Here is a 24,117-nt window from a genome sequence, read left to right on the forward strand (position 1 = left end):
GCCACTCGTCCAAGAACGGCCAACCGGCTCACAGTAGTCGTCGAGCCCATGCATGCACCTCTGCATCGGCTGACGAATGGACAACAAACGTTTTGCTCAACCGCGCTCTTCCGAGCGTCAGAGCGTCAGCAGCATGCGCGTGTTGCCGAGGGTGTTGGGCTTGACGCGGTCGAGGTCGAGGAATTCGGCGACACCTTCGTCGTACGACTGCAGCAGTTCGTCGTAGACGGTTCGCTCGATCGGGATGCCTTCGATCTCGACGAACCCGTGGCGCGCGAAGAAGGCGGTCTCGAACGTCAGGCAGAACACGCGGTCGACGCCGATGATACGCGCCTGGTGGATGAGGGCGTCGAGCAGGCGCCCTCCGACGCCGTGGCCGCGGACGTCGCCGGACACGGCGAGCGTTCGCACCTCCGCGACGTCCTCCCACATGACGTGCAGCGCACCGCATCCGACGATGTCGTCGTCGAGCTCGGCGACGATGAACTCGCTCAGGTTCTCGTAGTAGCTGACGGCCGGTTTGTCGACGATCGCCTTCGACTCCACGTACGGCGTCACGAGCCGTCGGATGCCTCGCACATCGGCGGCGCGGGCACGGCGAAGCACGACGGAACTCATGCACTCCACCCTAGGCACTCGCTTCGGGGCCGCAGCCGCGCGTCCCAGCTGACGAACCCCGTCAAGCCCACCCGACGAGAACACGACGGTGCGGCCCGCCTCCCCCCAGGGAGGCGGGCCGCACCGCACAGGTCACCGCGCATCAGACACGGTCGGAACGTCGATCAGACCGCGGCAGCGCCTTCGCCGCCACCGGGACCACCGCCGACGGCGCCACCGAAGTCGATCGGACCCGACAGGTCGTCACTGCTCGGCGTCGCGCCCTTCATGTCGGTGTCGACCTTGTCAGACGCCCGCGTGTGCTTCGACAGCGAGATCGGCGTGCCGGAGAACGTGAACGTCGCCTCCTTGCCTTCGCCCTCGACGTCGACGAGCACGAGGTCGCCCTTCGAGATCTCGCCGAAGAGGATCTTCTCGGACAGCTGGTCCTCGATCTCGCGCTGGATCGTGCGACGCAGCGGACGTGCACCGAGAGCCGGGTCGTACCCGCGCTTTGCGAGCAGATCCTTCGCGCCCTGCGTGAGCTCGATCGCCATGTCCTGATCCTTGAGGCGCTCGTCGAGCTTCGCGACCATGAGGTCGACGATCTCGACGATCTCGGCCTGCGACAGCTGCGGGAACACGATCGTGTCGTCGACACGGTTGAGGAACTCGGGACGGAAGTGCTGCTTGAGCTCCTCGCCGACCTTCGCCTTCATCCGGTCGTAGTTGCTGCGCTGGTCGTTGCCCGCGGCGAAGCCGAGGGAGACGCCCTTCGCGATGTCGCGCGTGCCGAGGTTCGTCGTCATGATGATGACGGTGTTCTTGAAGTCGACGACGCGGCCCTGGCTGTCGGTCAGGCGGCCGTCCTCCAGGATCTGCAGCAGCGAGTTGAAGATGTCGGCGTGAGCCTTCTCCACCTCGTCGAACAGCACGACCGAGAACGGCTTGCGACGCACCTTCTCCGTCAGCTGGCCACCCTCTTCGTAGCCGACGTAGCCGGGGGGCGAACCGAACAGACGCGAGACGGTGTGCTTCTCCGCGTACTCGGACATGTCGAGCGTGATGAGCGCGTCCTCGTCACCGAAGAGGAACTCGGCGAGCGACTTGGCGAGCTCCGTCTTGCCGACACCCGTCGGGCCGGCGAAGATGAACGAACCACCGGGACGGCGCGGGTCCTTGAGGCCCGCACGCGTGCGTCGGATGGCCTGCGACAGCGCCTTGATGGCGTCGTCGTTGCCGATGACGCGCTTGTGCAGCTCGTCCTCCATGCGCAGCAGACGCGAGGACTCCTCCTCCGTCAGCTTGAACACGGGGATACCGGTCGACGCGGCGAGAACCTCTGCGACGAGCTCCTCGTCGAGGACGGCGGCGAGATCGACGTCGCCGGCCTTCCACTCCTTCTCCTTGGCCTCCTTCTCCTCGACGAGCTTGCGCTCGTCGTCACGCAGGGCAGCGGCCTTCTCGAAGTCCTGGCTGTCGATGGCCGATTCCTTCTCACGACGCACGTGAGCGATCTTCTCGTCGAACTCGCGCAGCTCCGGCGGAGCCGTCATGCGACGGATCCGCAGACGCGCGCCCGCCTCATCGATGAGGTCGATCGCCTTGTCCGGCAGGAAGCGGTCGGTGATGTACCGGTCGGCCATGTTGACGGCCCCGACGAGCGCGGCGTCCGTGATCGTGACGCGGTGGTGCGCCTCATAGCGGTCGCGCAGACCCTTGAGGATCTCGATGGCCTGCGGGATCGTCGGCTCGTTGACCTGGATCGGCTGGAACCGGCGCTCGAGCGCCGCGTCCTTCTCGATGTGCTTGCGGTACTCATCGAGCGTCGTCGCACCGATCGTCTGCAGCTCGCCACGAGCCAACATCGGCTTCAGGATCGAGGCAGCGTCGATGGCACCCTCGGCCGCACCGGCACCGACGAGGCTGTGGATCTCGTCGATGAACAGGATGATGTCGCCACGCGTGCGGATCTCCTTGAGCACCTTCTTGAGGCGCTCCTCGAAGTCACCGCGGTAGCGCGAACCGGCGACGAGCGAGCCGAGGTCGAGGGTGTAGAGGTGCTTGTCCTTGAGTGTCTCCGGCACGTCACCTGTGACGATGTCAGCGGCAAGACCCTCGACGACGGCGGTCTTGCCGACGCCGGGCTCACCGATGAGCACCGGGTTGTTCTTGGTACGGCGCGACAGCACCTGCATGACGCGCTCGATCTCCTTCTCACGCCCGATGACCGGGTCGAGCTTGCCCTCACGGGCAGCCTGCGTGAGGTTGCGACCGAACTGGTCGAGCACCGTCGAACCGGCCGGGGTGCCCTCGGCGGGGCCACCCGACGACGACGCGCCGACGCCCGCGGCCTGCGGCTCGCCCTTGCCCTGGTATCCGGACAAAAGCTGGATGACGGTGGTGCGCACCGTCGACAGGTCTGCGCCGAGCTTGACGAGCACCTGCGCGGCGACGCCCTCACCCTCGCGGATCAGGCCGAGCAGGATGTGCTCGGTGCCGATGTAGCTGTGACCGAGCTGCAGCCCCTCGCGCAGGGACAGCTCGAGAACCTTCTTCGCGCGCGGCGTGAAGGGAATGTGGCCGGACTGCGTCTGCTGCCCCTGGCCGATGATCTCCTGAACCTGCTCGCGGACGGCGTCCAGCGAGATACCCAGGGATTCGAGCGCCTTCGCGGCGACGCCCTCCCCTTCGTGGATGAGGCCCAGGAGGATGTGCTCCGTGCCGATGTAGTTGTGGTTGAGCATGCGCGCTTCTTCTTGCGCGAGCACCACGACCCGACGGGCGCGGTCGGTGAACCGTTCGAACATGTCATCTCCTCGATGCCGAGATCTCACACGATGCTAGCCGGGGCGGGTGACGACGTCAGCGTGACGCCGCATCCACCACCGGTCTTCGAAGGTGCCAACGCCGCGTGTGCCCGCCGTGTTCCGCTCCGGGCGCGTTTGGCTGCTGCGTTCGCCCAGGGCGGAACCTCGCGCCCCGATCCCGGTCGGCAGGGGCGCATGCCCTCGTGGGTCTGCCCCACCCATGACGGTCGTCACGGATAGGCTGGACACGTGACTGACGGCCCCCTCGAGCTTCGCGTCTTCGGCCTCGACTTCGCGGTGAACGTGCAGCCCGAGCGTCGTGACGCCGTCGCGCGTCAGTGGCACTGGTGCCGCCCGGACGCGCCGTCACAGCGCACGATCGCGCCCTTGCCGAGCGCGCCACATCGGGTGGGTCGGGGTGGCAGTTCGGTCGGCAGCGAGAGCGCCGCAGGCTTGCGAGCAGCCGGGACGGCTGAGGTCGAGCCGGTCGACATCGCAAAGACAATCACCGTCGATCGAATCGATGACGCCCCCGGCAGCGGCTCCGACACCGGCGACTACACGCTGACGACGACGCTCACCGGCCGCGCCATCTCGGCGCGTGCGGGCGAGTTTGTCATGCTCCACGCCGGTGGCGTCTGCGACCCTGACACCGGCGTCGTCGCCGGTCTGTTCGCAGCATCGGGCACCGGCAAGACGACGGCGACGCAGCACTACTGCACGCACGGCTACGGCTACGTCACCGACGAGACGCTCATCTTCAACGACCGCCGCGACGTCATGCCCTACCCCAAGCCGCTGTCGGTGCTCGTCAACCCGGGTGTCTCCGGCGTCAAGACGCAGCACTGCCCCGAAGACCTCGACATGGCGCCGCCTCGTGAGGGCGCGTTGCGGCTCGGGCCGCTCGTCCTGCTCGACCGCATTCGTGACGACGCCCGCCCTGACGAGAGCGTCAACGGCGGCGATGCGGAAGCTGACGCCAAGCGCACCGCGCCCGACCGTATCGATGCCGAGGACGACAACAGCGCCGGCACTCACGAGCCCGGCGAGGCAGAGCTGAGCGAGATGCCGCTGTTCGAGGCGTTGACGCTCATCCTGCCGCAGTCGTCGGCGATGCCGCAGATCGACGGTTGCCTCGACCTGCTCGCCCGGATAGCCCTCGCCGGCGGCGGCGTCCAACGTCTGCGTTATCGCGAGATCGCCGACACGCTCCCCCTCTTGCGCGACGTGTTCACGCTGGCGCCGCAGGAGCCGTTCTGGCGTCACGTGCCCGGCACGTGGTGGACGCAGCAGCCCGACGTCGACCCATACGTGCCGCTCGCGTCGGCGACGCTGGATGCCGCCGTCACGGCCGGCGATGGCGACGATGATCGCGCCTTCGCCACGCGCGAGGATCCCGTCGCGAGCCCTGCGGACAGCGCCGAGGCCCTGACCAACGACACCGTTCTGACGCTCGCACCCTTCGTCGACGCCCTCGTCGACGAGGACGCGCTCGAGGTGCTGACGCTCATCGGCTCGACGCCCGCGCACCTGCACGGTCTCGGCGCCGTCATCCACCTGACGCTGCTCGACGGCCCCCGCTCGCTGGCTGACCTCGTCGACGTCTGCACCGCAACCCTCGGCGAGCACCCGGATGCCAACGCGCTCGTCAGACGTGCGGCCCACGACCTGCTGACGAACCGCGTCGTCCGCGTCATCCGCTGACACCTGCCCCGCTGGGGCGTTCCGCGCCGATCGACATGGCCGGCGCCGCCAACAGCCGGGGCGCCGAGGCGATCACCTCGAGCGGCTACGTTCCATGAGGACCTGTTCGCGCAGGATGTCGGCGTGCCCGCAGTGCTGGGCATGCTCGCGAAGCACGTGGAGCAGGATCCAGCGAACGCTCAACGGGCCGCGCCGGTTTCCTGACCAGATGGTGTCGCCGCCCACCCCATCCACGGCGCGTCGCGATCGTTCGCAGGCGCGAGCGAAAACGTCGAGCACGGACGCCGACGTGTCGGCGTCCGTCAGGTCGAACGACTCGTCGGGCCCGGGCTGCAGGCCGAGTTCTGCACGGCTGCGCCCTGTACGGGCCTCCTCGAACCAGACCCGTTCGACGAACGTCGCGTGCTTCACCAGGCCGAGCAGCGTCGTCGTCGACGGGACGAGCCGACGTCGGGCCTCGGCCTCGCTCAACCCGTCGAGGGACGCAGCGATCATGGCACGGTGCTGGTCGATGAACACCCCGATCTGCTGCTCGAACGAAGCGTCGTAGACGTCGGGCGCGTCGGGGTTCGCCATCATCGTCCGAGTATCACACGGCGCCCAACGCGGCTGAGCGCGTCAGCTCGCTGCTTCGCCGCGTGCTTTCTTGGCCCGGTCGACGCTGGCCTGCAGGGCGGCGAGCAGGTCGACGACCTCGGCGCTCTCCTCCGGCTTGTCTTCGGGTTCCTTGACCTCGCCGCCCGCGAGCTTGGCCTCGACGACCTCGCGCACGGCCTGCTCGTAGGTGTCCTCGTACGCCTCGGGGTCGAAGTCACCCGACAACGACTCGACGAGCATCGCCGCCATCGCCTGCTCCGAATCCGTCACCTCCGCCTTCGTCTCGAGGACGGCGAAGTCGGGCTCGCGCACCTCGTCGGGCCACAGCAACGTCTGCAGGACGATGGCCTTGCCCTCGACGCGCAGGACGGCCACCGTCACGCGCGTGCGCAACGACACCGTGACGACGGCGACGCGCCCGCTCTCCTCGAGCGCGCTACGCAGCAGGGCGTACGGCTTGAGTGCCGCCTTGTCGGGCTCGAGGTAGTAGACCTTGTCGAGCACGAGCGGGCTGATCTGCTCGGCCGGCACGAACCGGTCGACGGCGATCTCCTTGCTCGTGACGAGCGGCAGGTCGGCAAGGTCTGCGTCCGTCAGCACGACCATCTGCCCCTCGGGCGTCTCGTACCCCTTCGCGATGTCGCTGTAGGCGACCTGCTCGCCGTCGATCGAGCAGACACGCTGGTACTTGATGCGTCCGCCGTCCTTCTCGTGCACCTGACGGAACTGCACGTCGTGGTTCTCCGTCGCCGAGTACAGACGTACCGGCACGTTGACGAGGCCGAAACTGACGGCACCCTTCCAGATCGCTCGCATGCCCTTCGCGCCCTTCTCGCTCGTGCGGTGTCACATCTAGGGTGAGCCTATGCGCCCGATGCTCGCGACACCGACACCTCACGTGCCGAGCGGGCCCGCGTGGCGCCACGAGGTGAAGTGGGACGGCATCCGCGCCATCGTCACCGTCCGCGGCGGTGAGGTGACGATCGCGACGCGCTCCGGCGCCGACTGCTCCGCGCGCTTCCCCGAGATCACCGGTTCACGCCTGCGCGACTTCGACGACCTCGTCCTCGACGGCGAGCTCGTCGCCCTGACGAACGGGCGGCCCGACTTCCGCGCTGTCATGCACCGACTCGCCCCCGGCGGCGGACGCTCACGCATGCGCGCCGCCAGCCCCGACGAAGCCGCGGCCCTCGCACGAACTCCTGTGCAGCTCATGACGTTCGACGTGCTGCGCGCCGCCGGGCACGACGTCATCGCCCTGCCGTGGAGCGCGCGTCGTGAACTGCTCGACGGCGCCGGAATCGGTGGCTCGGGCGACGACGGATCGAGCGCCACGGCCTCCGCGATCCAGGTGCCGCCCGCGCATGACGACGGCGACGCGCTACTCGCCGCGACCCGTGACGCGGGCCTCGAGGGCGTCGTCAGCAAGCGCGTCGATTCACCGTATCGCCCGGGCGTGCGCAGCGAGGACTGGCTCAAGAGCGTCCACCGCACCCGCGAGACGTTCGTCGTCCTCGGTTGGCGACCGGTCGACGGCACCGTCGGCGCGCTGGGCGCGATCCTCGTCGGCGAATGGGCCGACGGCGAGCTCATCTATCGCGGACGCGTCGGCACCGGATTCTCGGCCGCGGCCGGGCGCGCGCTGCTCGAGTGGCTGACGCCGGCGCCCGAGCCGGCCGTGCCGCGCGATGCTCTCGCCGCGGAGGACGCCGGCGGCACCCACTGGGTGCGCCCCGAGATCCTCGTCGACGTCACCCACCTGGGGCGCAGCGCGGGCGGGCGGCTGCGTCAGCCCGCATACACCGGGCTGCGCCTCGACATCGCCGCACGTGAGGACGACGCATGAGCCCCGAGGTGAGCCCCACCGTCGTCGAGGTCGACGGGCGGACGCTGCGCCTGACGAATCTCGACAAGATCCTGTACCCCGCGACGGAGACGACGAAGGGTGAGGTACTGCACTATTACGCGAGCGTCGCACCGCGAATGCTTGCGCAGATGAAAGACCGACCGGTCACCCGGCTGCGTTTTCCGCATGGTGTCGGAAAACTCGAGTTCTTCGAGAAGAACACCCCATCGGGTGCACCGCACTGGATCGAACGCGAAGAGATCGACAAGGTCACATACCCGTTCGTCGATTCCGTCGCCGCCCTCAGCTATTTCGCGAACCTCGCCTCCCTCGAATTCCACACACCACAGTGGCGCTGGCGGGATGGCGAACGCGAAAATCCTGACCGCATCGTTCTCGACCTCGACCCGGGCGCTCCCGCGGGGCTCGACGAATGCGCCGCGGTCGCCGTCATGCTGCATGAACTGCTCGGTTCACTGGGCTGGCCCAGCGTTCCCGTCACCTCGGGCAGCAAGGGAATGCAGATCTACGCACGCCTCGACGGCACCCATTCGAGTGACGACATTCGCGAGTTCGCCCGCACCCTCGCGGAGAAGCTCACCGAGATGCGCCCCGAACTCATCACCGCGAAGATGACGAAATCACTACGCCCCGGCAAGGTGTTCATCGACTGGTCGCAGAACGTCGCGGCCAAGACGACCATCACCCCATGGTCGCTGCGTGGCCGCAACCGGCCGTTCGTCGCCACGCCGCGAACGTGGGACGAGATCGAGACGGCCCGCACCAAGCCCGGCTCCCTGCGGCAGCTCGACCTCCACGAGGTGCTCGACGAACGACTCGACCGGCCCGACCCGATGGACGCCCTGCTCCGCTGAACGAATCAAACAATGAGACGAGAGCACGCAAGCGCGTCGAGCCGACAAGACAGAAGGACCCTGCACTTTCCACACGGAAAGCACAGGGCCTCTCTGGAAGTTCTTCGCGCCGTGGCGAACGTCAGTTCTTCGTGGCGGCGTCGTAGGCCTTCATGAGGTCGGCCGAGACGCGGCCGCGGTCACTGACCGTCCAGCCGTTCGCGCGGCCCCAGTCACGAATGGCATTGAGGTCGGAACGACCACCGCCGCGCGTCGAGGACGCCTTCGACTGCTGCTTACGACCGCCGACACGACGAGCGTGACCGACCCAGGTGGCGAGAGAATCACGCAGCTTGGCGGCGTTCTCGTCGGACAGGTCGATCTCGTAGTTCACACCGTCGAGGGCGAACTGGATGGTCTCGCTCGCGTCCGAGCCGTCGATGTCGTCTTCCAGCGTGACATGGATGCGCTGAGCCATGGTCGGCTCCTTTCGAAGTGCGAATGATTCTGCCTCGCGGGGGCGAGGCGACGAACCCGACATTACCGTCCGATACGCGAAAGAGTGAAACCCGGCAACCGATTTCGCTCTTTCCCCGAGTATTTTCTCAGACGCAATTCACGCGCCTGGAATGGGGCGATCATTCCGGGGGCTTCGTCGCGCGAGAACTCATCGTTCCGGGTGCAGCCTTCGGCAGGTGCGCATTCTGCAGACGCGCCTCCTCGTCGCCGGGCGCGACGGCACCCTTCGTCAGGTCGTGTTCGCGCTCCCATTGCGCCTGCGCGACGCGTTCACGCCGGTCGCCCTCGATGATGTGACGCAGGATGAGGTAGAACAGGCCGAGAATTCCGATCGACGGAATGAGCGTCTCGATGGCCGGCCACAGGCTGTCCACGGGCTCCACTTCCTTTCACGTGCAGCCGCCTCGCCGGGCCGCTCCAGGTGTTCAGTCTACGAGGCCGCGGTTCAGGCCTCGCGACCGCCGACGACGAGGGGGACGTTGTCGATCAACCGGGTCGTGCCGACCTTGGCCGCGACGGCGAGCAGCGCCTCCCCGCGGAAGTACTCGGGCACCTGCTCCAACGTGACCGGGTCGACGAGCACGAGGTAGTCGACGAGGGCCAGCGGTTCGCGCACGAGGACGTCCCGCGCAGCGCGCCGTACAGCGGCGGGGCCGGAGTTACGAGCGGCCTCACCGGCCTGGAGGGCCTTCGACAGGCACAGCGCGACCTCGCGGTCGTCGTCGCTCAGATAGGCGTTGCGGCTGCTGAGGGCGAGCCCGTCGGACTCGCGGACGGTCGGTACGCCGACGATCTCGACGGACATGTCGAGGTCACGCACCATGCGCTTGATGAGCAGCAACTGCTGCGCGTCCTTCTGGCCGTAGTAGGCGCGCGTCGGGTGCACGATGTTGAGCAGCTTGTTGACGACCGTCAGCATCCCGTCGAAGTGCCCGGGGCGCGACGCACCTTCGAGGACGCCGCCCAGCGGGCCCGCCGAGACGCGCACGCCCGGCTCACCGTCGGGGTAGACGACGTCAGGGCTCGGAGCGAACACGAGGTCGGCGCCCTCGCGCTCGCAGATCTCGAGGTCGCGCTGCAGCGTGCGGGGGTAGCGCGACAGGTCCTCCCCCGCCGCGAACTGCAGCGGGTTGAGGAAGATCGTGACGACGACGGCGTCGTTCTCCTCGCGCGCGCGACGGATGAGCGTCGCATGCCCCTCGTGCAGGGCCCCCATCGTCATGACGACGCCGACGCTGCCGCCGAGGCGTCCGCGGGCGTCGGCGAACTCGGTGCGGGCGTGGGTGACGACAGGTGCGGTCATGCGTGGCTCCCGGTGGCGTGGTCAGGGACGGGGCTCGAACCTGACGGGGTGGGTGTCGGAGATTGTGGAGGAACGATCGGAGCGGACGGATCAGGGCGTCGGGGGCTCGGGGCCCACCCCGCCCTGGTCTGGTGGCCCGTCGAGCGCGGTGAGGACGGCGTCGATCTGCGTCGGGGTGAGAGCGCCGCGCGCCGAGCTGCGTTGCGCGGTCGCGAGCGCGAGCGCGCGGTAGGTCGGGGCAATGTCGAGTGCCACACCAGTGTGGGCGAGCGCGTCGAGCATGTCGAGGTGACGCGTCAACGTGCCCGCGTCACCGCGCGCGACGGGGCCCGTCAGCGCCTTGTCGCCGCGTTCGAGGGCGTTGTCGAGCGCGGCCTCGAGCAGCGGACGCAGCAGGCGGCCCGGGTCGTCGACGTCGATGCGGCGCAGCAGCTCGGCGGCCTGCGCGACGAGGGTGACGAGGTGGTTCGAGCCGTGCGCGAGCGCCGCGTGGTACTGCGTGCGATCGGCCTCGTCGACGGTGAACGGCTCGCCGCCCATGTCGAGCACGAGCGCGTCGGCGACCATGCGGTGGTCGGGCATCGCCGTGACGGCGAACGGGCAGCCGGCGAGGCGCGTCAGGTCGACCGCGGTGCCGCTGAACGTCATCGCCGGGTGAATCGCGAGCGGCACCCCGCCGGCCTCGACGACGGGCGCGAGCACGCCGATGCCCTGCGCGCCGCTCGTGTGGACGACGATGCGCGGGCCGAGCGTGCCGGGGAAGTCGAGGCCGTGGACCAGAGCGGCGAGTTCGTCGTCGGGCACGGTGAGCAGGACGAGATCGGCGGCCGCTGCGACGCCGGCCGGCTGCTGGACGGGGACTCCGGGCAGCAGCGCCTCAGCCCGCTCGCGGCTCGCCTCGGACACGCCGCTGACGGCGACGACGTCATGCCCCGCCTTGCGCAACGCCGCCCCCAGCACCGCACCGACTCGCCCCGCACCGATGACGCCGACGCGCAGGCTTGGCGCGCCCGGGAGCGGGGTCGGCTGCTCGAAAGTCACCCGCCCAACGCTACTCCCGTCCGCGAGGTCCTCGAATCACTGCGGGGCCGTGTGCTCGGTGAGGGATGCGCGTTGGTCACTCGACGGGGGCGCCCGGCGCTCGATGCGTGCGTTTCGGGCCGCTCGACGGGACGCGGCGTCGCACGTCGGGCCGTCAGTGCGGGCGACTCGTTTCGATGCGCTGCCGGCGCTCAGGCGCGGGGCAGTCGCTCGATCAGATGCGTCAGCTCACGTCGCGAACAAACGCGGACGATCGGCAGCTGAGGTCGTCGAGCTGCGACGTCGCCGATGAGCCCCCGGTAGCGCGCGTGGCCCTGCCACGACCAGCGCACGATGTGCTCGGGGTCGGTGAAGAAGGTGCGCAGAGGGCCTTCGGTGTTCCCGTTCCACAGTTCTTGGCGAAACAGACGTCGCCGCAGCGTCCGGCTGACGACCTGCCGCGTCACGGTGCCGCGCGGCAGATCGAGCCAGATGAGCAGTTCGGCGCGCTCGGCGAGCAGGCCACGCACCTCGCTGTATTGCCACTCGGTGACCCACGCCTCGGTCGCGACGAACCGCGCGACGTCGTCATGAAACTGCGGGCGCGGTTGCCACCCGGGGCCGTGGAACAGCGCGTCTATCTCATGATGCGGCACCCCGATCCGATCGCTGACGAGCGCACACGCCGTCGTCTTGCCGCTGCCCGACGGCCCCGCGATGATGACGCGTCGCGCCGGCGGCAGGTCGGCGTCGAGCGAGAGGAAGGGCATGGCCCCATTCTGCCGCTGTCATGGTCGGCACATGGGCGGTCGACGCGTGGGCGCGACGTAGAGTCGCGACGTGACGCAGCAGTTCGAGAACTCCGACATGCCGGTGAGCCACGCGGTGCCGTGGCGCGACGCCTGGCAGGCCGCGCTCTACGGCCGTGACGGTTTCTATCGACGTGACGAGGGCCCCGGGGGCCATTTTGCGACGAGCGCGCAGGGCATTCCCGGCGTCGATGAGGTGCTCGCGCAGGCGATCGTCGCCATGGCCGAACGCATCGACGCGGACGTTGTCGTCGACTTCGCCTGCGGCCGTGGCGAACTGCTGGCCACCATCAGCCGGTTCGTCGATGACGTCGACCTCGTGGGCGTTGACGTCGTCGAGCGTCCGCCCGAACTCAGCAGCCGCATCGCCTGGGTGCGTTCTGCGGGAGGGGCGTCGATTCCGTCGCTCGACGTCATCGCAGGTCGTCGGGCGTTCGTCGTCGCGCACGAGTGGCTCGACGTCGTGCCGTGCGACATCGCGGAGGCTGACGACGACGGTGTCCTGCGCGAGGTACTCGTCACGCTCGACGGGGACGAGACGCTAGGTGCCCCACTCCCTCCCGACGCCGCCCGGTGGGCCGCCCGTCATGCCCCAACGGCGATGCCTGTCCACGTCGGCGATCTTCGTCCACATTCGTCGGCGGCCCAGCCCACGATCGATGCCCCCGACGATCCACCGCCCCACCCCGTGCCTGACGACGCCCTACCTCCGGCCGATGGCCGCGATAACGCCACCCGTCGCGAACCCGGCGAGCGCGTCGAGATCGGCATGACGCGTGATGCGGCCTGGGCGGCGCTCGTCGCGGAGGTGACGCGTCATGCCGCGGCTGGCAGCGTCGTGGTCGGAATCGACTACGCGTCCACGAGCGGTACGCGGCCGCCGTTCGGCACCCTCACCGGCTTCCGTGACGGCAGCGAGTGCGCGCCCGTTCCCGACGGTTCGTGCGACGTGACGGCGCACGTCGCGCTCGATTCCCTCGATGCCGACGACGTGCGCACCCAGCGCGACGTACTGCTCGAACTGTTCGGCGAGCTGGCCCTGGAACCCGTTCCGCTCGCCCTCGCCTCGAGCGACCCACCCGTCTACCTCGCTCGCCTCGCGGCCCGCTCGGCGCTCGCGACGGCCACGCATCCGGGTGGCCTCGGAGCCTTCGCGTGGTTCACGCGCACGATCGGCTGACGCGGCCGCCGCCACCCTCGACCACCCGCAAACGCCCGTCGTGCCGGGTTGTCGCCCCCGCCTGGCACGATCAGCCTCGAGACGCGCCACCTGGCCGCGTCCGGCGAGGGGGAGTCGAACGGAGCCGAGCGTCAGGACACCGATTCGGCCGCCTTGCGCGCGCGATAGGCGGCGACGTTGGCGCGGTTTCCGCACCCGCGATCGCAGTAGCGGCGGGAGCGGTTCTTCGACAGGTCGACGAGCACTCCCCCGCAGTCACCGGCGCACATCTTGAGGCGGTCGAGTTCGTCGGCGCGGATGACGTCGACGAACGCCATGACGGCGTCGACCGCCATGCGGCTCGCCAGTGGCGCGTCGGACGGCGTCGCGTGCAGGTGGTAATCCCACTCGTCGTGACGCACGAGTTGCGGCAGCGCACGGTACTGCAGCATCACCTCGTTGACGAACGCGACGAGTTCGTCGCGCGACAGTGACCACGCCTCGAGGAATCGGGGGCGCAGGGCGCGCACCTCGTCGAGTTCGGCGTGCGTGCGCTCGTGCGTGCCGGTGTACCCCCAGGACTCGACGAAGGCGTCGAGGTCGGCGATCTCGGTGAGGGTGTCGTCGGGCGTGGCGGTGTTGACGAGCGCGGCGACGGACAGCAGACCGTCCTCCGTGTCATGACCAAAGGGCATTTTGACTCCTGACCTCTTCCAGGTCTAACGTAACCGGTGTTCCTGGTTTTGACCACTTACACGAGAGTTGGAGGTGTTCCCCCATGGCTCCCAGCCAGATCGCACACGACATCGAGCCCATCCCCGTCGCCACCCGCAGGCGCGCGGGCCGATCCGGCGCGATGTCCCACACGAGCATGGGCCTCATCATCGCCATTGTCTCGTGTGCGGCGTTCGGCACGTCCGGTTCGTTCGCGAAGGCACTGCTCGGCTCCGGGTGGACGCCCGTCACGGCCGTCGCGGCCCGCATCAGCATCGCAGCGCTCGCGCTCGCCATCCCGACGGCGATGGCGCTGAGTGGGCGCTGGCACGTGCTGCGCGACAACATCAAGCCGATCGTGCTCTACGGCATCTTCGGCGTCGCCGGCTGCCAGCTGTTCTACTTCAACGCCGTCACGCACGTCAGCGTCGGTGTCGCACTGCTCATCGAGTACCTCGCGCCGATGCTGCTCGTCGGCTGGGCGTGGGCGCGCTACGGCCGCACGCCGCGGCGCTTGACGATCGCCGGGACGGCTGCGGCCATCGTCGGGCTGCTGTTCGTGCTCGACGTGTTCAACGGTTTCAGCGTCGACCCCATCGGCATCGCGTGGGCGCTGGGCGCAGCGCTGTGCCTGACGGTGTACTTCGTCATCGCGGGCGACGAGGAGTCGGAGCTGCCCCCGATCGCACTCGCCGGTGGCGGCATGAGCGTCGGCGCCGTCATCCTGCTCGCGATGTGCGCACTCGGCGTGCAGCCGGTCTCGGTGAGCACCGCCGACGTCACGTTCGCCGGTTCGCAGATGCCGTTCTGGGTGCCGGTGCTCGGCCTCGCGCTCATCGCTGCGGCCCTCGCCTACGCGACGGGCATCTACGCCGCCCGCGCACTCGGCACGACGGTCGCGTCGTTCATCTCGCTGCTCGAGGTGCTGTTCGCCGTCGCCTTCGCGTGGATGTTCGTCGGCGAGGCCCCGACGCTCGTCCAGGTCGTCGGCGGCGCGTTCATCGTCGGCGGTGTCGTGCTCGTGCGTCTCGACGAGTCGCGTCACGCGGAGAGCTTCGGCCCCGTCGTCGCGGCCGAGCACGACGCCGAGATCGAACGCTGGCTCGACGACGTCCGCCCCACGCGCGACGAAGAGTGCGTCACGCGCTGAGCCGCTGAGGGCCTATGGCCGCACGACGCTGTCGCCTCGGCCCCTCGGCCCGGAATCGACACGAGGTGCGCAACCCACCGGGGTTGCGCACCTCGGAGCCGAAACGCCGCCATGCGCGATTACAGCCCTGAAGGACCGCGCTGAGAGCCGAAAGCCCGCATGGTGGAGTTTCAGCCCCCACCCGACGTTCGCGCACCGCACTGGGCGCACGCGCCCGAGGCTCCCCACCACGCCGATATACCGACGCGCCGCGCACGGCCCCGCCATGATGGCCCCGGCGCTACTCGCGACGTCAGTCCTCAGCCGCAACTCGGCCACCACGGCCACCACGGCCCCCAGGTCACCTCGCCACGTCGTCGTCTGCCACGTCGTCACGCCTCGCCGCCCACGTGCCCCACTCCATCAGGGCGCGGCGCCGCGGCGGGCGTCGTCGCGTTTGGCAAACTGGGGGCATGTCGTCTCCTGCGTCGTCCCCGCGTGAACTCACCGTCGGCATGGGCGCGGGTGGGCTCGCGACGTCGGACATGGTGCTCAACATCGGCCCGCAGCATCCGGCGACACATGGCGTGCTGCGCCTACGCATCACGCTCGACGGTGAGCGCATCACGAAGTGCGAGCCGATCGTCGGGTACATGCACCGCGGCGCGGAGAAGTTGTTCGAGGTGCGCGACTACCGTCAGATCCTCGTGCTCGCGAACCGTCACGACTGGCTATCGGCGTTCAGCAGTGAGATCGGCGTGGCCCTCGCCGTCGAGAAGATGCTGGGCATGGAGGTGCCTGAGCGCGCGACGTGGACGCGGACGCTGCTCTCCGAATTGAATCGCGTGCTCAATCACCTCATGTTCCTCGGTTCGTATCCACTCGAATTGGGCGCCATCACGCCGATGTTCTACGTGTTCCGTGAGCGCGAAGAGCTGCAGGGCGTCATGGAGGAAATCGCGGGCGGCCGCCTGCATTACATGTTCAACCGCGTCGGCGGCCTGCGCGACGACATTCCGGCCGGGTGGCTCGATCGCGCCGCGGCGGCCGTTTCTCTCGTGCGTTCACGCATGCCGGAGATCGAGAGCTTCATCGTCGGTAATCCGATCTTGAATGCGCGGACGAAGGGCGTTGGCGTCGTTTCTCGCGAGATGGTCGAGCAGTACGGCATCACCGGGCCGATCGCGCGCGCGTCGGGCGTCGACGTCGACCTGCGCCGCGACGACCCATATCTCGCCTACGGAGAGCTGTTCGCTCCGGGCGGGCCGGGGCGCGTCATCACGCGCTCCGAGGGTGATTCGCTGGCTCGTCTCGAGGTGTTGCTCGATCAGACGCATGTGTCGCTCGATCTCGCGGACGCCTGCATCGAGGTGTTGCAGAGCTTGCCGCCGGGGCCGGTGAACGTGAAGTTGCCGAAGGTGCTGAAGGTGCCTGAGGGCGATGGGTATGTGGCGACGGAGAACCCGCTCGGTTTCAACGGGTATTACATCGTGTCGCGGGGTGAGAAGACGCCGTGGCGGTTGAAGTTGCGTTCGGCGTCGTTCAACAACATGGCGTGCCTCGGCGAGGTGATGAGGGGGCAACTCTTGGCCGACATGGTGGCGATCCTGGGGTCGATGTTCTTTGTGGTCGGGGACATAGACAAATGAGTCCCGCCGAGCGGAGCTGAGGCCGACGTCGGAGCTTGCGGAGCATGCCGGCCTTGGCGCAGCGAGGTGGGTCTCATTTATCAATCAGATATCGACAAGTAGATGCAGCCCTTGCGCACGGTACGGGCCCGGCCTTAGCGCCAGGCAGCGACACCGCCCCATCGTTCGTCCGAGCCACGCCGGATCGCGCGGCCCTCGTCTCGCGCACCGAGAAAACCTACGCTTCCGTAGGTGGGCTGCTGCAAAAGCGATGTGTGTCACGTCACATGGGGTTACGCTCAGGTAGGGCCTGCGCCCGTCGACCCCCTGTTTCGACCCTCAGGAGTTGTTTTCCATGAGCAAGCACTCAGTTCGCCCCGCCTCTCGCACCCGCCGCGGTCTTGCATCGGTTGGCGCCCTCAGCCTCGTCGGCGGAGCTGCCCTCATCGGCATGGCCACCACGGCGAGCACTGCGTCCGCTGCGACCTCGTCCATCAACTACAAGTGCCAATTGACGAACCAGGGCCTCGAGCGAACCTTCACGGACCCGTGGACCGTGACGATGACCGCAGCTGTGCCCACCAATGTGGCACCGGGCGCGGCGATCCCCGCCCCGAAGATCACGGCGAAGGTGACGACGGGCAAGGACGCCGCAGACCAACTGCGTGGCCTCGGCGTGAAGACCATCAGGGGTACGGCGGCAGCGGCGTACACGTTCGGCGGCACCGCCCGCTCTGTCGACCTGACGATCCCCCAGGTCTCGGTGCCCGCGAGCGGCGGCGTCGTGACGAACGCGGAGGGCACCGGCCAGGCAGAGACGGCCCCGGCTGCGGCGGGCACGGTCGATGTCAAGGCCGGCAGCTTCACCTCGAACCAGACGACGGATTCGGGCTTCATCCTCAACATCAGCTGCGCACCGGCAGCGGGCGCCAACACGACGATCGCGACGATCAAGGTCGGTAATGCTGCCCCGTCGACGAGCACGTCGACGTCGACGTCCACCTCGACCAGCCCGACGTCGTCGAGCTCGACCACCACGTCGACGAGCCCCACGACGAGCACCAGCCCGACGGCGCCGTCCACGAGCACGGCCAGCTCCACGGCGATGCCGTCGCCGTCGCACACGACGGGCGGCGGTCAGGGCCCGAAGGTCGAGACCGACTACGTCGGTCACGACTCGATGAACCTCGCCGGCATCGGCCTCGCTGCGGCGGGTGTCGTCGCCATCGGTGGCGCGGCGTTCGCCGGACGTCGAGAGAACTGACGCCAGCCGGCGGGCCTCAGCACCCGCGCCCCGCATGACGATGGGGCCCGTTCACCACGAACGGGCCCCATCGTCATGCGGCCGGCTGTGAAGCGGCCGCGAACTCTTGACCACCTGCGCGGTTCACGGTCGACGCGTGCAGCCGTCCACCGATCCAGCCTGCAAGGAAGCGGGCTTGCGCGTCAGCGTTCGTCGTCGGGAATCGTGCACCAACGCTGCACGACGAACCCCAGCACGCTGAGCACGACGGAGCTGACGACAAGCACCCCGAGCAGCAGCACGGCCGAACGGACGGACGGCACGCTGAGGCGCGCGAGCTGGGTGACGGCCTGCCCCGCATACCATCCGGCGAGGATGCCGCCACCGATGGCGGCCGTCTGCGAGAGCACGACGATACGTCGGGCCGTGTCGGGCGCCACCGTCTCGCGCCCCTGGACGATGGCTGCGGCGGCCGCGCGGATCTCGCTCTCGTCGGACCCGGCGCGGCGCGCGGCGTCCGCTTCCTTCTTCGCCTTCGTGCGGGCGCGCACCTCGTCGCGGATGCGCCATCCGCCTGCGACGAGCAGCCCGCACGCCGCGAGGACGACGAGCACCTCCCACCACGAGTGCTGCGGCACGGCGCGCCCACTGTTGTGCATCAGCTGCAGGAGGCCGCCGCTGATGAGCGCGACGAGCAGCCCCGCGACGACGGCGGTGACCGGTCGGACGGGCTTCATGTCAGGCCTTCCTCGAGGTCGATGTGGTCGTCGTCGTCCCACGACGGGCCGCGGCGCACCCCGGACGCATCGACGCGCTGCACGGCGTCGAGCAGCGGCAGGACGCCGTCAGGGGTGCGCACCGCCATCCACGGCGCCGCCTGGGCCCACGGGACGAGCACGAACGCGCGCTCATGAGCCCGCGGGTGCGGCAGGGCGAGGGGCGACCACGACGCGTCCGCCGCGCCGGCCTGCACCCCGTCGCGCTCGTCGGCGAGCACGATCTCGTCCTCGCGACCGGCCTCGCCGAGCGTCACGACGTCGAGGTCGAGGGTGCGCGCGCCCCAGCGCTCACCGCGAACGCGGCCGTGATCGGCTTCGATGCGATGCAGCTCGCGGATGAGATGCCCCGGCGCGAGCCGGGTGACGCCGACGACGACGGCGTTGAGGTAGTCGGGCTGCGCGACGCCCCCGACGGGGTCGGTCTCGACGAGGGGCGACACCTGGGTCACCTCGAACCCCTCGAGCGCCCGCAGCGAGTCGAGCGCCGCGCGCAACGTCGCGACCCGCCGTCCGAGGTTCGTGCCCATCGCGATGACGACGCGGCGGCGCTGCTCGCGGCGAACGCTCACCGACGGGCCTGCCAACACCCCGGTCGACGGAGTGAACGCGACACCTGCGGGAGCGTGCGGCTTGTGGACGGTGACGTCGACCGCCTCGACGATCTCCCACGCGAGGCAAGCGTCGGCGACGCGCTCGGCGAGCGTCTCGATGAGATCGACCGGCTCGCCGGAGCACACCTCGACGGCGCGCGCGGCGACGTCGGCGTACGACAGCGACGCCTCGAGATCGTCGCTGCGGCCCGCGGGGCCCAGGTCGGCCTCGAGGCTGATGTCGAGCACGAACGAATGCGGGATGCGCTTCTCGAAGTCGAGCACGCCATGGCACGCCGTCACTGCGAGGCCGGTGAGGGTGATGCGGTCACTCATCGGGGCATGCCTCCGCCCACTCGCGCCCCGGCCGACCGGGGCGCCACGGCCCCGCGCGCCGCGGCGACGACGTCGAGCGCTGCGAGCGTCGACGGCACATCGTGCACGCGCACCGCCCATGCGTCGTGCTGGGCGGCGAGGACGCTGGTCGCGGCCGTCGCGGCGTCGCGCGCGGCGGGCGGGACGGACGCGCCGTCCGCGATGAGCTGCGGCGTCCGCCCTGCGACGCCGAGAAAACTCTTGCGCGACGTGCCCCACAGCACCGGCAGCCCGTCGACGTCGAACTCGCCCATGCGCGCGAGCAGTTCCCAGTTCTGCTCGGCCGTCTTCGCGAACCCGAAGCCGGGGTCGACGACGAGCCTGCCGTCGCGGACGCCGGCCTCCCGCAGCGCGGCCACGGACTCGGCCAGCTCGCGACACACATCCGTGACGATGTCGTCGTACGCGGTGTGCTGCTGCTGCATGTCGACGGAGTGCCCGCGCCAGTGCATCGCGACGAACGTCGCGTCACTCGCGGCGGCGACGTCGCGCATCGCTGGGTCGGCGAGCGCGCCGCTGACGTCGTTGATGATGTCCGCTCCGGCAGCGACGGCGGCCTCGGCGACACTCGCGCGCATCGTGTCGACACTCACGCGCGCACCCGCGGCGGCCAGTTCACGCACGACGGGGATGACGCGTCGGGCCTCCTCGTCAGCGCTGGGACGCTGGGCTCCCGGACGGGTCGACTCGCCGCCGACGTCGAGGATGTCGGCGCCCTGCGCCACCAGCTGCAGGCCGTGCTCGACCGCGGCGGCCGCGTCGAACCAGCGTCCGCCGTCGCTGAACGAGTCGGGCGTGACGTTGACGACTGCCATGACGAGCGGACGCCGCACCGGTCCATCCGCACGCGGCGACGAACCGTCGAGCGCATTGCCGTTCGAATCACCTGGAGACGAACGATCCGTGCGCATCTCACTCATGCGTTCCTCCGACGAGTGCGTCACTTGCCCATGACGAGGCTCATCGCCTCGGCGCGGGTCGCGGGGTTGCGCAGTTGGCCGCGGACGGCCGAGGTGATCGTGCGCGCGCCCGGCTTGCGGATGCCACGCATCGACATGCACAGGTGCTCGGCTTCGATGACGACGATGACGCCCTGCGCGTCGAGGTGTTCGACGAGCGCGTCGGCGATCTGTGTCGTCAGCCGCTCCTGAACCTGCGGGCGCTTCGCGAACACGTCGACGAGCCGCGCGAGCTTGCTCAGCCCCGTCACCCGGCCGGACGTGGACGGGATGTACCCGACGTGCGCGACGCCGTGGAACGGCACCAGGTGATGCTCACACGTCGAGTAGACCTCGATGTCGCGCACGAGGATGAGCTCTTCGTGGTCGACGTCGAACGTCTTGACGAGCACGTCCTCGGGGTTCTGTCGCAGGCCCGCGAAGATCTCCGCGTAGGCGCGTGCCACGCGGGCGGGCGTCTCGACGAGCCCCTCGCGGTCGGGGTTCTCCCCGACCGCGAGCAGGATCTCGCGGACGGCCGCTTCGAGGCGCGCAAGGTCGACCTCGGCGCCGACCACGTCGTGCGTCTCAGCCACGGCGCTCAGTCACCCAGGCCAGGCCCGACGTCGCTGGGGCCCTGCAGGCCAGGGCCGGCCGGCGGCTGCGGCGGGTAGAGGCTGATCTCGCCGTCGGGACGCTCGTCGGCGTGCGGGTTCTTGCCGAGGTCGATAGCGCGCTGTTCGGCGGGCGTCATGACCGGGCCGCGCGTGCTGACGTGGCGCTGTTCGCTCGAGAGCCACACCTCACGCACCGGCTCCTTGCGCACGGCGGAGAAGATCTCAGCCAGGCGCGGCGCGTCGAGGGTCTCCTTCTCGAGCAGTTCGAGCACGAGGGCGTCGAGGATGTCGCGGTTGTTGTTGAGCGCGCGCCAGGCCTCGTCGTGTGCGCCCTCGATGAGCTTGCGGACCTCGACGTCGACCATCGCGGCGACCTGCTCGGAGTACTCGCGGTTGTTGCCGCCCATGTCGCGGCCGAGGAAGACCTCGCCGCCGGAGTTGCCGAGGTGCACGGCGCCGACGTTCTCGCTCATGCCGAACTGCGTCACCATCTTGCGGGCGATGTCGGTGGCCTTCTCGATGTCGTTGCTCGCACCGGTGCTCGGGTCGTGGAACACCATCTCTTCGGCGACACGGCCGCCGAGGGCGTACGCGAGCTGGTCGAGCAGTTCGTTGCGCGTCGTCGAGTACTTGTCGTCGGTCGGCAGCACCATCGTGTAGCCCAGCGCGCGCCCGCGCGGCAGGATCGTGATCTTGCTGACCGGGTCGGTGTTGTTCATCGCGGCGGCGACGAGGGCGTGGCCACCCTCGTGGTACGCGGTGACCTTGCGCTCCTTCGCGCTCATCGGGCGCGACTTCTTCTGCGGGCCGGCCATGACGCGGTCGATCGCCTCGTCGAGGGCCTCGTTCGTGATGATCGTGCCGTTGGTGCGCGCGGTGAGCAGCGCAGCCTCGTTGAGCACGTTCTCGAGCTCGGCGCCGGAGAAGCCCGGTGTGCGGCGCGCGACCGACATGAGGTCGACGTCCTTCGCCATCGGCTTGCCCTGGGCGTGCACCTGCAGGATGTGGTGGCGGCCGCCCATGTCGGGCGCCTCCACCGCGATCTGACGGTCGAAACGGCCGGGACGCAGCAGTGCCGGATCGAGGATGTCGGGGCGGTTGGTCGCCGCGATCAGGATGACGCGCGTGCGGTCGTCGAAGCCGTCCATCTCGACGAGGAGCTGGTTGAGCGTCTGCTCACGCTCGTCGTGGCCTCCGCCCAGGCCGGCGCCGCGGTGGCGGCCGACGGCGTCGATCTCGTCGACGAAGATGATGGCGGGGCTGTTCTCCTTGGCCTGCGCGAACAGGTCACGCACACGGCTCGCACCAACACCGACGAACATCTCGACGAAGTCAGAACCTGAGATCGTGTAGAACGGCACGTTCGCCTCGCCGGCGACGGCGCGTGCGAGCAGCGTCTTACCCGTGCCGGGCGGGCCGTACAGCAGCACGCCCTTGGGGATCTTGGCGCCGATCTTCTCGTACTTCTCGGGGTCGGCGAGGAAGTCCTTGATCTCCTTGAGTTCCTCGACTGCCTCGTCGGCGCCCGCGACGTCGCTGAACTTCGTCGTCGGCATGTCCTTGCTGTGCAGCTTCGCCTTCGACTTGCCGAACTGCATGACCTTCGAACCGCCGCCCTGGGCCTGGCTCATGAGGAACCAGAACAGACCGACGAGCAGCAGGATCGGCAGGATGTTCATCAGCAGGGTGACGAAGATGCCCTGACGCTGCGGGTCGTCCGTGTATCCCTTCGGGGGCGTGTGCGCGCTCAGGGAGTCGACGACCTGCTTGCCGCGCGCGTCGACGTAGTCGGCCTCGACGCGCTTGACGTCCTTGAGCTTGCCGATGTCCTGCTTGTCCTTCAGCGTCAGACTGACGCTGTCGGGCGTGACCTTCGCACTCTCGACCTTTTCGGCGTTGATGAGGGAAATGGCCTGCGAGGTGTCGATGCGCGAATACCCGCCGATGTTGCTGAACATGTAGAACAGCAGCGCCACGGCGAGCGCGAGGACCACGTACAGGCCCGGCGTGCGCATGATTTTCTTAGCGTTCATCTGTTTGCGGGGCGAGCCCCGACCCTCTCATCGAAGAAGTGCCAGTCAACAAACCGCCAACGCGCGGCGCGGCGGCGATGTTCCCGCTCCCTGCGCGCGACGACAGCAGATGCGTCTCGATAGGACAGTGTGACCCACTGAACGCGCCGCTGCGCCGCGGGTTCGCGCACAGCGCAACCGTGCGTCGTCCGGCGCGGCCGGTGGCGACGCCGGCGTCAGCGCCGCGAGGACGCTCGATCAGGAGTACACGTGCGGCGCGAGCGTGCCGATGTCGCGCAGGTTGCGGAACTTCTCGTCGAAGTCGAGCCCGTAGCCGACGACGAAGGAGTTGGGGATGTCGAATCCGACGTACTTGCAGTCGATCTCGACCTTCGCAGCCTCCGGCTTGCGCAGCAGCGTGCAGATCTCGACCGACGCGGGGTTGCGCGACTCGAGGTTGCTGCGGATCCAGCTCAGCGTCAGGCCGGAGTCGATGATGTCCTCGACGATGAGGACGTGGCGGCCGGAGATGTCGGCGTCGAGATCCTTGAGGATGCGCACGACGCCGGAGCTCTTCGTCCCCGAGCCGTAGGAACTGACGGCCATCCAGTCCATCGGCACCGAGCCCGGCAGCGCTCGCATGAGGTCGGCCATGACGAGGATTGCGCCCTTGAGCACACCGACGAGCAGCACGTCCTTGCCCTCGTAGTCACGCCAGATCTGCGCAGCGAGCTCTTCGAGCTTCGCGTGAATCTGTGCCTCGGTGAACAACACGTTCTCGAGGTCGTTTCCCATCTGGGAAGAGTCCATCACCGGCTCCTCGTCGTCTCTGCCGGTCTTGCCGGCGCTCGCCACCGCGCGTGCTCGCGGGCGG

The 24,117-nt window shown here is 69.0% G+C and carries 23 protein-coding genes; 7 read left to right on the forward strand and 16 right to left on the reverse strand.

What is annotated here, in order from left to right; all coding sequences use genetic code 11:
• Nucleotides 1–117 precede the first annotated feature (117 nt).
• Entirely contained in the window at nt 118–618 is a 501-nt protein-coding gene (locus AX669_RS00825; RefSeq protein WP_038569464.1) for an amino-acid N-acetyltransferase, read from the reverse strand.
• A gap of 164 nt (nt 619–782) precedes the next feature.
• Entirely contained in the window at nt 783–3,407 is a 2,625-nt protein-coding gene (locus AX669_RS00830; protein WP_038569468.1) for an ATP-dependent Clp protease ATP-binding subunit, read from the reverse strand.
• A 249-nt stretch (nt 3,408–3,656) separates the two neighbouring features.
• On the opposite strand from AX669_RS00830, the gene AX669_RS00835 reads away from it, so the two are divergent.
• Nucleotides 3,657–5,111, forward strand: a complete 1,455-nt coding sequence (locus AX669_RS00835; protein WP_062255995.1) for a hypothetical protein — start codon at nt 3,657–3,659, stop codon at nt 5,109–5,111.
• Nucleotides 5,112–5,183: 72 nt separating this feature from the next.
• Here the strand turns inward: AX669_RS00835 and AX669_RS00840 are convergent, their stop codons facing one another.
• Both AX669_RS00840 and AX669_RS00845 read right to left on the reverse strand, forming a co-directional pair.
• A complete protein-coding gene (locus AX669_RS00840) occupies nt 5,184–5,690 on the reverse strand; it encodes a DinB family protein (protein ID WP_082740416.1) in 507 nt (168 codons plus the stop codon).
• A gap of 39 nt (nt 5,691–5,729) precedes the next feature.
• Nucleotides 5,730–6,524 (reverse strand): Ku protein, encoded by a 795-nt coding sequence (locus tag AX669_RS00845; protein ID WP_062255998.1) that lies wholly within the window; start codon nt 6,522–6,524, stop codon nt 5,730–5,732.
• Between the two features lie 49 nt (nt 6,525–6,573).
• Here AX669_RS00845 and ligD (AX669_RS00850) point away from each other — a divergent pair, with 49 nt between their 5' ends.
• Nucleotides 6,574–7,554 (forward strand): non-homologous end-joining DNA ligase, encoded by a 981-nt coding sequence (ligD, locus tag AX669_RS00850; protein WP_062256000.1) that lies wholly within the window; start codon nt 6,574–6,576, stop codon nt 7,552–7,554.
• A complete protein-coding gene (gene ligD, locus AX669_RS00855; protein WP_062256001.1) occupies nt 7,551–8,429 on the forward strand; it encodes a non-homologous end-joining DNA ligase in 879 nt (292 codons plus the stop codon). Before ligD (AX669_RS00850) ends, ligD (AX669_RS00855) begins: the two co-directional genes overlap by 4 nt.
• Nucleotides 8,430–8,550: 121 nt before the next feature.
• Here ligD (AX669_RS00855) and AX669_RS00860 read toward each other — a convergent pair whose 3' ends face one another.
• The 5 genes from AX669_RS00860 to AX669_RS00880 all read right to left on the reverse strand — a co-directional run bounded on the left by AX669_RS00860 (nt 8,551) and on the right by AX669_RS00880 (nt 12,020).
• A complete protein-coding gene (locus tag AX669_RS00860) occupies nt 8,551–8,886 on the reverse strand; it encodes an Lsr2 family protein (RefSeq protein ID WP_006943971.1) in 336 nt (111 codons plus the stop codon).
• A gap of 160 nt (nt 8,887–9,046) precedes the next feature.
• Entirely contained in the window at nt 9,047–9,301 is a 255-nt protein-coding gene (locus AX669_RS00865) for a hypothetical protein (RefSeq protein ID WP_062256003.1), read from the reverse strand.
• 71 nt (nt 9,302–9,372) lie between these two features.
• Nucleotides 9,373–10,230 (reverse strand): pantoate--beta-alanine ligase, encoded by an 858-nt coding sequence (panC, locus tag AX669_RS00870; RefSeq protein ID WP_062256005.1) that lies wholly within the window; start codon nt 10,228–10,230, stop codon nt 9,373–9,375.
• 90 nt (nt 10,231–10,320) lie between these two features.
• Complete coding sequence (locus AX669_RS00875; protein ID WP_062256007.1) at nt 10,321–11,271, reverse strand: Rossmann-like and DUF2520 domain-containing protein; 951 nt, start codon at nt 11,269–11,271, stop codon at nt 10,321–10,323.
• A 191-nt stretch (nt 11,272–11,462) separates the two neighbouring features.
• Complete coding sequence (locus AX669_RS00880) at nt 11,463–12,020, reverse strand: hypothetical protein (RefSeq protein WP_006943968.1); 558 nt, start codon at nt 12,018–12,020, stop codon at nt 11,463–11,465.
• Nucleotides 12,021–12,090: 70 nt separating this feature from the next.
• Here AX669_RS00880 and AX669_RS13505 point away from each other — a divergent pair, with 70 nt between their 5' ends.
• A complete protein-coding gene (locus AX669_RS13505; RefSeq protein ID WP_062256009.1) occupies nt 12,091–13,239 on the forward strand; it encodes an SAM-dependent methyltransferase in 1,149 nt (382 codons plus the stop codon).
• Nucleotides 13,240–13,370: 131 nt separating this feature from the next.
• On the opposite strand, the gene AX669_RS00890 is transcribed toward AX669_RS13505, so the two are convergent.
• Entirely contained in the window at nt 13,371–13,913 is a 543-nt protein-coding gene (locus AX669_RS00890; protein WP_006943974.1) for a CGNR zinc finger domain-containing protein, read from the reverse strand.
• An 83-nt stretch (nt 13,914–13,996) separates the two neighbouring features.
• Between AX669_RS00890 and AX669_RS00895 the strand changes: the two genes are divergently transcribed.
• The 3 genes from AX669_RS00895 (at nt 13,997) to AX669_RS00905 (ending at nt 17,953) form a co-directional block, all read left to right on the forward strand.
• Nucleotides 13,997–15,082: a DMT family transporter gene (locus AX669_RS00895; protein WP_006943939.1), complete on the forward strand. Its 1,086-nt coding sequence runs from the start codon at nt 13,997–13,999 to the stop codon at nt 15,080–15,082.
• Nucleotides 15,083–15,534: 452 nt separating this feature from the next.
• Nucleotides 15,535–16,710, forward strand: coding sequence for an NADH-quinone oxidoreductase subunit D (locus tag AX669_RS00900; RefSeq protein WP_062256011.1), 1,176 nt, complete (start codon nt 15,535–15,537; stop codon nt 16,708–16,710).
• A gap of 334 nt (nt 16,711–17,044) precedes the next feature.
• Nucleotides 17,045–17,953: a DUF6801 domain-containing protein gene (locus AX669_RS00905; protein ID WP_156444878.1), complete on the forward strand. Its 909-nt coding sequence runs from the start codon at nt 17,045–17,047 to the stop codon at nt 17,951–17,953.
• Nucleotides 17,954–18,135: 182 nt separating this feature from the next.
• Here AX669_RS00905 and AX669_RS00910 read toward each other — a convergent pair whose 3' ends face one another.
• The 6 genes from AX669_RS00910 to hpt form a co-directional block, all read right to left on the reverse strand.
• Nucleotides 18,136–18,669, reverse strand: coding sequence for a DUF3180 domain-containing protein (locus AX669_RS00910; protein WP_062256014.1), 534 nt, complete (start codon nt 18,667–18,669; stop codon nt 18,136–18,138).
• Nucleotides 18,666–19,637 (reverse strand): 2-amino-4-hydroxy-6-hydroxymethyldihydropteridine diphosphokinase, encoded by a 972-nt coding sequence (folK, locus tag AX669_RS00915; protein ID WP_062256016.1) that lies wholly within the window; start codon nt 19,635–19,637, stop codon nt 18,666–18,668. Before folK ends, AX669_RS00910 begins: the two co-directional genes overlap by 4 nt.
• On the reverse strand, nt 19,634–20,587 hold the full coding sequence (folP, locus tag AX669_RS00920) for a dihydropteroate synthase (protein WP_369815048.1): 954 nt from the start codon (nt 20,585–20,587) through the stop codon (nt 19,634–19,636). The genes folK and folP overlap by 4 nt, the downstream gene beginning before the upstream one ends.
• A 29-nt stretch (nt 20,588–20,616) precedes the next feature.
• Complete coding sequence (folE, locus tag AX669_RS00925) at nt 20,617–21,210, reverse strand: GTP cyclohydrolase I FolE (protein WP_006944026.1); 594 nt, start codon at nt 21,208–21,210, stop codon at nt 20,617–20,619.
• Between the two features lie 5 nt (nt 21,211–21,215).
• Nucleotides 21,216–23,264, reverse strand: a complete 2,049-nt coding sequence (ftsH, locus tag AX669_RS00930; RefSeq protein ID WP_006944042.1) for an ATP-dependent zinc metalloprotease FtsH — start codon at nt 23,262–23,264, stop codon at nt 21,216–21,218.
• Between the two features lie 237 nt (nt 23,265–23,501).
• Entirely contained in the window at nt 23,502–24,053 is a 552-nt protein-coding gene (gene hpt / locus AX669_RS00935; RefSeq protein ID WP_038571717.1) for a hypoxanthine phosphoribosyltransferase, read from the reverse strand.
• Nucleotides 24,054–24,117: the final 64 nt, after the last annotated feature.

It is taken from the genome of Dermacoccus sp. CCH2-D9, assembly GCF_001556795.1.
GTDB classification, from domain to species: Bacteria; Actinomycetota; Actinomycetes; order Actinomycetales; family Dermatophilaceae; genus Dermacoccus; species Dermacoccus nishinomiyaensis.

Coding starts and splice junctions, on each gene's coding strand:
- AX669_RS00825 (WP_038569464.1), bottom strand. CDS start 618: ATGAGTTCCGTCGTGCTTCGCCGTGCCCGCGCCGCCGATGTGCGAGGC.
- AX669_RS00830 (WP_038569468.1), bottom strand. CDS start 3,407: ATGTTCGAACGGTTCACCGACCGCGCCCGTCGGGTCGTGGTGCTCGCG.
- AX669_RS00840 (WP_082740416.1), bottom strand. CDS start 5,690: ATGATGGCGAACCCCGACGCGCCCGACGTCTACGACGCTTCGTTCGAG.
- AX669_RS00845 (WP_062255998.1), bottom strand. CDS start 6,524: ATGCGAGCGATCTGGAAGGGTGCCGTCAGTTTCGGCCTCGTCAACGTG.
- ligD (WP_062256000.1), top strand. CDS start 6,574: ATGCGCCCGATGCTCGCGACACCGACACCTCACGTGCCGAGCGGGCCC.
- ligD (WP_062256001.1), top strand. CDS start 7,551: ATGAGCCCCGAGGTGAGCCCCACCGTCGTCGAGGTCGACGGGCGGACG.
- AX669_RS00860 (WP_006943971.1), bottom strand. CDS start 8,886: ATGGCTCAGCGCATCCATGTCACGCTGGAAGACGACATCGACGGCTCG.
- panC (WP_062256005.1), bottom strand. CDS start 10,230: ATGACCGCACCTGTCGTCACCCACGCCCGCACCGAGTTCGCCGACGCC.
- AX669_RS00880 (WP_006943968.1), bottom strand. CDS start 12,020: ATGCCCTTCCTCTCGCTCGACGCCGACCTGCCGCCGGCGCGACGCGTC.
- AX669_RS00890 (WP_006943974.1), bottom strand. CDS start 13,913: ATGCCCTTTGGTCATGACACGGAGGACGGTCTGCTGTCCGTCGCCGCG.
- AX669_RS00895 (WP_006943939.1), top strand. CDS start 13,997: ATGGCTCCCAGCCAGATCGCACACGACATCGAGCCCATCCCCGTCGCC.
- AX669_RS00900 (WP_062256011.1), top strand. CDS start 15,535: ATGTCGTCTCCTGCGTCGTCCCCGCGTGAACTCACCGTCGGCATGGGC.
- AX669_RS00905 (WP_156444878.1), top strand. CDS start 17,045: ATGAGCAAGCACTCAGTTCGCCCCGCCTCTCGCACCCGCCGCGGTCTT.
- AX669_RS00910 (WP_062256014.1), bottom strand. CDS start 18,669: ATGAAGCCCGTCCGACCGGTCACCGCCGTCGTCGCGGGGCTGCTCGTC.
- folK (WP_062256016.1), bottom strand. CDS start 19,637: ATGAGTGACCGCATCACCCTCACCGGCCTCGCAGTGACGGCGTGCCAT.
- folP (WP_369815048.1), bottom strand. CDS start 20,587: ATGCGCACGGATCGTTCGTCTCCAGGTGATTCGAACGGCAATGCGCTC.
- ftsH (WP_006944042.1), bottom strand. CDS start 23,264: ATGAACGCTAAGAAAATCATGCGCACGCCGGGCCTGTACGTGGTCCTC.
- hpt (WP_038571717.1), bottom strand. CDS start 24,053: ATGGACTCTTCCCAGATGGGAAACGACCTCGAGAACGTGTTGTTCACC.